Below are 6,527 nucleotides of genomic sequence, written 5' to 3' on the forward strand. Positions count from 1 at the left end.
TGCGAAATACAAGGACCAGGGGCTCGTGGTGGTCGGCGTGCACACGCCGGAGTTCGCCTACGAGAAGTCGACGAAGAACGTCCAGGCCGCCATCAAGAAGCTCGAGATTCAGCACGCCGTCGCGCAAGACAACAACTACGCAACCTGGAAGGCCTTCAACAACCAGTACTGGCCCGCCGTCTACCTGATCGACAAGCAGGGGCGCATCGTCTACTCGCACTTCGGCGAGGGAAGCTATGGCACGACCGAGAAGAAGATCCAGGCGCTGTTGGCGGAGCCCGCGGCGTCAGGGTCTTGAATCCGCTCATGAGAAGTCTGTGGTTCCTGCTACTGTTCCTGGCCGGCGGCGTGTCGAGCGAACTTCGAAATCCCTTGAGCTGCCAATGCATCTCGTCGCGCCACGACGGCGACGCGAGGCGACGCGGCGGCCCGGAACGCTGAGCTTCAGTCGCGGACCTCGACCGTAGAGGCGAAGACATAGCCTTCGCTTCGCACCGTCTTGATGTAGCGCGGCTCGCGTGCGTCGTCGCGAAGACGTTGTCGCAGGCGGCTGACGAGCAGATCGATCGATCGCTCAAAGAGTTCGGCCTCGCGGCCCTGCGTGAGGTTGAGCAGCTGGTCGCGGCTGAGCACCACTTGCGGGTGGTCGAGAAAGATGCGCAGGAGCCGATACTCGGCGCCGCTCAGCGCGACCATCGTGCCACTTTCGTCGATCAAATGGCGCGCAGTGGTGTCCACCTTCCATTGACCGAAGGCGAGCAGCTTCGCCGATTCCGTCGAATGCATGTTCGGTGGCAACATGCGCGTGCGGCGCATCACGGCACGAATGCGCGCGAGGAGTTCGCGCGCCGAAAAGGGTTTGGCCAAGTAGTCATCGGCGCCCATTTCGAGGCCGAGGATGCGGTCGGCCTCCTCGCTGCGCGCGGTGAGCATCAGGATGGGCGTGGATTTGTACTTGCCCGTGCGCAGGTCGCGGCACAACGTGAGGCCATCTTCGCCGGGCAGCATCAGGTCGAGGATGATCAGGTCGAACGGGCCCGACGACTCGAGCGCTGCGCGCATGTGCCGGCCCGTAGGCACCGCTGCGACGCGCAGGCCATTCTTGACCAGGTAGGTCGTGAGCAACTCGCGGATCTCGCGATCGTCGTCGACGATGAGGACATGATCGGCAGGACGATTGTTCATTTCCTCAATGTAGCCTTTAGCCCCGAAAACGTCTTGACTGCTGTATCCCAAAGTATCCGGCGGTCGAGCGCGCGACACTTCGATGCGGAAGCCGCCGCGTCGTGCACCCCGCTGGGGTCGAACATAGGTAGTTTTCCGTCTCGGCCCTGCGTGCGAACACATTGGGATACACGGGCAGTCCTCGAAGGGTCGCCGAGGCCTATAAACGGGCCATGACCATACCGACCCCCCATCAAGCGACCCGCATCCCCGAAGTCGCACGCCCGACCGCGGGTGGCGCCACGGACACGGCGCCAACGCCTGCCCGTGGCCTGCGACGGCTGGTGCCGCGCTCGCTGTTTGCGCGCGTGACGCTGATCATGGTGGTGGGCCTTGCGATTGCGCAACTCCTGACCTTCGCGGCGATCCGCTACGAGCGCGGGGCGGCGATGCGCGTGTTGATGATGAGCGGCATCGAGCAGGACATCGCCAGTTCCATCGCCATCCTCGACCGCCTCCCCGCCGAGGAGCGCCCCGCCTGGCTGGGACGGCTGGAGCGCCGCAACTTTCGATTCACGGTCGGCGGCGACGTGTCTGGCCCGTCGCCCGCATCGCCTTCGTCACAGGAATTCGCGACAGCGCTCGCCAACGCGCTGAGACCGTTCGAGGTCGTGCACGTGGCGCGGGCCGGCGACGCGCAGGACAGCCTTCGGATGCAGGTCAAGCTGACGGACGGCAGCTCGGTGACGGTCGATGCGCGGCGCGTTCCAATGCCGGTGTCCGACTGGGTGATGTGGGTGCTGTGGATCCAGCTAGTTGTGCTTGGCGCCTGTGGCTGGTTCGCGGTGCGCCTGGGTCACCCAGCCCCTCGCCCGGCTGGCCTCGGCAGCCGATGAACTGGGGCCCGACCTGAAGGCGCGGATGCTCGTCGAGGATGGCCCCACCGAGGTCGCACACGCGGTGCGCGCCTTCAACGAGATGCAGCGCCGCATCGCGGGCTACATGTTGGAACGCGCGGCGATCTCGCACGACCTGCAAACGCCGATCACCCGTATGCGCCTTCGGACCGACCTGATGGACAACGAAAGGGACCAGATCAAGTTCCGGCAGGACCTCGACGCGATGAATGCGCTGGTGCGGGAAGGCGCGACCTACGCACGCACGCTGCATGGCACCAAGGAGCCGCCCTGCCGCCGCCGACATAGAGGGCGGACCGCGACGCGGTTGGGCTCGTAGACACTCTTCTTGCCTGCGTCCATGAAGGGGGTGAAGACCGTGCGTTGACGATGGCAATCGATTTCTACCTGAACGTGATCCAGGATCCCGCCCTTCCCTTTGACAGGCCAGAGTCCTCCGCCGACCGAGACCTTGGCGGTCAACTTCTTGAGCTTTTCCCAGCGTTCCCAGCCGCCATGGCCGTCGATCGCAGCATCCAGCAAGTTCGTCATGTCCGTTCCTTGTAGTTCGCGTGTACGTGCACCGTCGGGTGTCTGCTCATTCAAGTCGCGATGCACTCAGATCATCACTCGGCGGCCTATGACCTGCTCTGTACCGCTGACGCTCGAATTTCCGCGATGGCTCGCTTGGGATCCTGCAGATGCGGATAGTGTCCAAAGCCGGGAAGCACGGTCAATTCCACATGGGCCTTGCCGGCGAACTCGATTCCCATCTCTTTCTTGATGTAGAAATCCTTCTCGCCCCAGATCACCTTCACCGGTGTCTTGAGGCTTGCCAGGTTCCTCTCGAAATACTCCTGGTCTGCCGTGAAGTGCGAGTAGTAGTGATAGAAGGCATCCGCCGATGTCAGACGGCCTTGACTCCAGCCCCGAGCCATGTCGTCTTTGAATTCCTGTGGAAGTTCAAACTGCTCATCCTTCGAAAGACCTCTCCTGAATGCGTTTTCCAGGATCTCATCCCGATTCTTGTTCATGGCGGCGTTCACCACGTCGGAAGAGGGCTTGGACTTCAGTGCTTGCAGGTAGTCAACCATGTACTGAGGCCTGTCGAAGGGCGCAAAGTCGCCCACGATGATGGTCTTTGCGAACGTGGGATCATCCAGGACAAGCAGGAGCGATGGCAAGGCACCAATGTCCGTCGCGTAGATGGTCAGGTTCGAAGTGTCGATTCCAGCCTTGTCGATATACGCCTTGAGAACGCGCGCATAGTCCTTGGGTGCGTAGGAGAATCGGTCGGCAGTCGGCCTCGATGAAAGGCCGTAACCCGGCCAGTCAAAGGCGTGGACTTCGTAGTCTCTCGAGAGGTCCGGCCAAATATCCTTCCACGCATAGAGGGTCTCGGGGAAGCCATGCAGCAAGAGCACGGTTCCCTTCGGCTTCGAGTTGTGGACAACCACCCTCCTTAGCGTGATGTCCGGATTCAGTTCGATGAATCCGAGCTCCGCCTGCGGCTGCGTTTCTCGGAAGTACTTGTGTGCGCACCCGGTCAACACCATGAGACCGAGGACGAAAGCAGGGGTGAATAGTTTCTTCGTGAGGGAATACGACATGGCTGGCCTTTCGAGGATCAGACGACATTGGATGTGGCCACGACGCTGTCGTGCAAGGGCGAGGCGGCGGCGACAAAGGAGTCCGTCGACGGTCGGGGGAAACTCGCCGGCGACGAGGAATTCTCAGCCCGGCATCTATACGCCGAGCCACATTGCGTATGCCTCTGTATCCGCTCGGTCTCTCAACACAATACGTTTCACCTCGACCCGTCGTATGCTTGTCGGAAGGGCTCGGACTCCGGTCGCCTCAGGGCCGTCGCTCTGTCGTACCGTCGACGCCTTCCGATGGCCACACATAGCCAACGTCATGGGCTCTCATCGCAGCGGGCGGAAGGCCTCCCGCAATTCCGCACTGAACAGCGCCGGCTCTTCCCAGGCGGCGAGTGCCCGCCCTTTTCGACGCGCTGATAGTAGACGAGGTAGCGGTAGACCCGCTCGGCCCAGGCTTTCGGTGGTTGATACACCTCGCCCGGAAACACGGACACTGCAGCGGGAATCGTGATGGCGGCGGTGCTGGTGCCGCTGGCGCCGCTCTCCCCAGTTTCAGACCCGAAACCATCCGGGAATTGGTCAGCTTTGCCAAGGGCAATCCAGGAAAAGTTTCTTATGATTCTTGCGGTGTCGGAACGCCGCACCACTTCGCCATGGAAGTGCTCAAGATTAGGATGGGCATGAATATTCAGCATGTGAGCTACAAGAGCTGTTCACCTGCGGTCCAGGACGTGGTCGGAGGACAGATACCACTGGGGATAGCAACCGCCAGCCTGATCGCGCCGTACGTCGCGGCCGGGAGGCTGAAGGTGTTGGGTGTGTCGGGATCCAAGCCCTATCCGTTGCTGCCGGGCGTTCCGACATTCGAAAGCCAAGGACTTCCCGTCCAGGACTTATCGATCTGGTATGCGCTCATGGGGCCCGCCAACATGCCTGCGCAGCTGGTGCATCGAATCGCTTCGGATGCCGGGAAGATCCTTGACAGCCCTGCTGTAAAGACGGCCCTTGCAAATGCAGGCTTCGAGCCGCTGAGAGGCGACTGCGAACAGCTTGCGAAGAAGATCAAGCTTGAAATGGAACAATTGCCCACGATCGCGAAGCAGGGAGATATTCAGCCCGAGTAGCGAACGGCCTCTTGGAAGCGGCGAACGCCACTCGCTTCTGCGCTCCAGCCTCCGTTTGACCGCCCGCCACCCCACCCGCTCAGACGAGGTTGATCGAGACTTCGATGTTGCCGCGCGTGGCCTTCGAGTAAGGGCAGGTCTGGTGTGCCGCATCCACCAGCGCTCGCGAGACCGCCCGGTCGATGCCGGGCAAAGAGACGTTCATGCGGGCCTGCAGCGAGTAGCCATCGTCACCGAGGCCGAGATCGACCTCGGTGTCGACGGCGAGATCCGAGGGAAGAGTCACCTTCATCGCCTGGGCTGCCTTGCCGATCGCGCCGATGAAACAGGCGGACCATCCTGCTGCGAACAGTTGCTCGGGATTGGTGCCTGCACCGGTCGAGCCGGGCGTGGACAAGTCGACCTCCAGGCGGCCATCGTCGCTGCGTGACTCGCCGTTGTGGCGACCGCCGGTGGTGTGGGTCTTGGCGGTGTAGACGATCTTGTTGATCTGTGACATGGTCTATTTTCCTTTGGTGGATGCGAAGAGGTTGGGCTGAGGGGTTGGGAACCGTTGGGGTCCTCGTCAATGCGTGTGGGACGGGGACGGTGGTCGCTCTGGGACCTTCAACGCGATCGTCTCGCTGGTCAGGATCATGTGCGTCGGATCGGCAACTTCAATCACCATCTTGTGCGCGCCCGGCGTCAGTCCGACCACGATGATCGGATCTCCGCTGGTATGAGCCCAGGTACCCGGCTTGTCATCGACCGTCACGTGAAGGTGACCAACACGCGGCGATACGCCACGGGCGGCCTCGCCGAAGATCGGAATGATCCGAACGTTCTCGGTCCGGTACTGGACGATGACGACCCCGCGAGCCAAAGGCTCGGGCAACGGTGGATACACGATGAGCTTCGCGTCCGGTTCCGAGGCAAGCGGAATGACTGCCGCCGGACGGCCGATGTCCGGGGCGGTCTGCGCCCCGGCAGGTGCCGATGTGAGGGCGAGCGCAGCGAGCGAGGTGGCTGCGGCAATGAGGGCAAGCTTCATGATGGTCTCCGTCGAGGTCGATGAAAAGTGGGCTGGCGACGGCGGAATTTTGTGGCCGGGACCGGGGAGCTGGCGCATCTCTCGTATGCCTCTGTATCAGCCCGTGAAATCAAAACATTACGTTTCATTGCCGGGCCGCGCCGGCAAAGGCCCAGGGGTGGAGTCCAAGACCACACCAATGCAAAGGTATCGGCGATACCAACGTCCAATGGATCTGTCGCGGCGCTGGGTGTGTGATGGCGCCTGCTGCCGCGGTTCGCCGAGCCGGCGGTGGCGCAAAGGCKTTGTCTTGGAAGACTGGAGAAGCCCATGAACCACAACACGCCCCGCCGCCTGAGCCTCCTTGTCATGCACGCTGACGCGCTCTTGGCGGCAGGTCTTGTCGCAGCCCTCCGTCAGGATGTGAGTTTCGAGATCTTTGTCTGTGGTGTGGACAACCTGCGGACAACTGGACGATGCAAGGCCTTGACTGCGAACGACCGCGAGGCGGACATCCGGCGCGCCATCGAGGCCGGCGTTCACGGATACCTCCTGCAGTGTAGTGCGCCACTCAGATATGTACTTATCTTGTGTTCCGTGCCAGCGCGGCCTTGGCGCCCGTGACCTTGGCCAGGATGTCGGTCGCTCTCTTGGATCGCGGTAGGGATGCCCGTTACCGGGCACCCCCCGCACAGATCCGGACGTGCCCGATTCGGGCATCCGGCTCCTACCT

At 62.2% G+C, this 6,527-nt stretch carries 9 protein-coding genes and 1 pseudogene; 4 read left to right on the forward strand and 6 right to left on the reverse strand.

Translation table 11 applies throughout. From position 1 onward, the window contains the following. Positions 1-298: redoxin family protein (locus AC1DY5_RS37290; protein ID WP_478119505.1), on the forward strand; the 298-nt coding region annotated here is incomplete at its 5' end. A gap of 146 nt (positions 299-444) precedes the next feature. Here AC1DY5_RS37290 and AC1DY5_RS37295 read toward each other — a convergent pair. Beyond that, on the reverse strand, positions 445-1,185 hold the full coding sequence (locus AC1DY5_RS37295; protein WP_478119512.1) for a response regulator: 741 nt from the start codon (positions 1,183-1,185) through the stop codon (positions 445-447). A gap of 212 nt (positions 1,186-1,397) precedes the next feature. Between AC1DY5_RS37295 and AC1DY5_RS37300 the strand changes: the two genes are divergently transcribed. Beyond that, the gene (locus tag AC1DY5_RS37300; protein WP_478119506.1) at positions 1,398-2,060 is read left to right on the forward strand and encodes a hypothetical protein; all 663 of its coding nucleotides are present in this window, start codon (positions 1,398-1,400) and stop codon (positions 2,058-2,060) included. Beyond that, a complete protein-coding gene (locus AC1DY5_RS37305; protein ID WP_478119507.1) occupies positions 1,996-2,400 on the forward strand; it encodes a HAMP domain-containing protein in 405 nt (134 codons plus the stop codon). The genes AC1DY5_RS37300 and AC1DY5_RS37305 overlap by 65 nt, the downstream gene beginning before the upstream one ends. Positions 2,401-2,698: 298 nt before the next feature. Here the strand turns inward: AC1DY5_RS37305 and AC1DY5_RS37310 are convergent, their stop codons facing one another. After that, positions 2,699-3,670: an alpha/beta fold hydrolase gene (locus AC1DY5_RS37310; protein ID WP_478119508.1), complete on the reverse strand. Its 972-nt coding sequence runs from the start codon at positions 3,668-3,670 to the stop codon at positions 2,699-2,701. A 315-nt stretch (positions 3,671-3,985) separates the two neighbouring features. Beyond that, a pseudogene (locus AC1DY5_RS37315) lies at positions 3,986-4,173 on the reverse strand (hypothetical protein); the annotation flags it as partial. Between AC1DY5_RS37315 and AC1DY5_RS37320 the strand changes: the two are divergent. Next, positions 4,126-4,785, forward strand: a complete 660-nt coding sequence (locus AC1DY5_RS37320) for a Bug family tripartite tricarboxylate transporter substrate binding protein (RefSeq protein ID WP_478119513.1) — start codon at positions 4,126-4,128, stop codon at positions 4,783-4,785. The pseudogene AC1DY5_RS37315 and the gene AC1DY5_RS37320 overlap by 48 nt on opposite strands. A 79-nt stretch (positions 4,786-4,864) precedes the next feature. Here the strand turns inward: AC1DY5_RS37320 and AC1DY5_RS37325 are convergent, their stop codons facing one another. The 3 genes from AC1DY5_RS37325 to AC1DY5_RS37335 all read right to left on the reverse strand — a co-directional run bounded on the left by AC1DY5_RS37325 (position 4,865) and on the right by AC1DY5_RS37335 (position 6,337). Then, positions 4,865-5,284 (reverse strand): organic hydroperoxide resistance protein, encoded by a 420-nt coding sequence (locus AC1DY5_RS37325; RefSeq protein ID WP_478119509.1) that lies wholly within the window; start codon positions 5,282-5,284, stop codon positions 4,865-4,867. Positions 5,285-5,350: 66 nt separating this feature from the next. Beyond that, positions 5,351-5,815: a DUF6130 family protein gene (locus AC1DY5_RS37330; RefSeq protein WP_478119510.1), complete on the reverse strand. Its 465-nt coding sequence runs from the start codon at positions 5,813-5,815 to the stop codon at positions 5,351-5,353. Between the two features lie 117 nt (positions 5,816-5,932). Then, complete coding sequence (locus tag AC1DY5_RS37335) at positions 5,933-6,337, reverse strand: hypothetical protein (protein ID WP_478119511.1); 405 nt, start codon at positions 6,335-6,337, stop codon at positions 5,933-5,935. Positions 6,338-6,527: the final 190 nt, after the last annotated feature.

The organism is Variovorax sp. P4_D9, assembly GCF_056401695.1.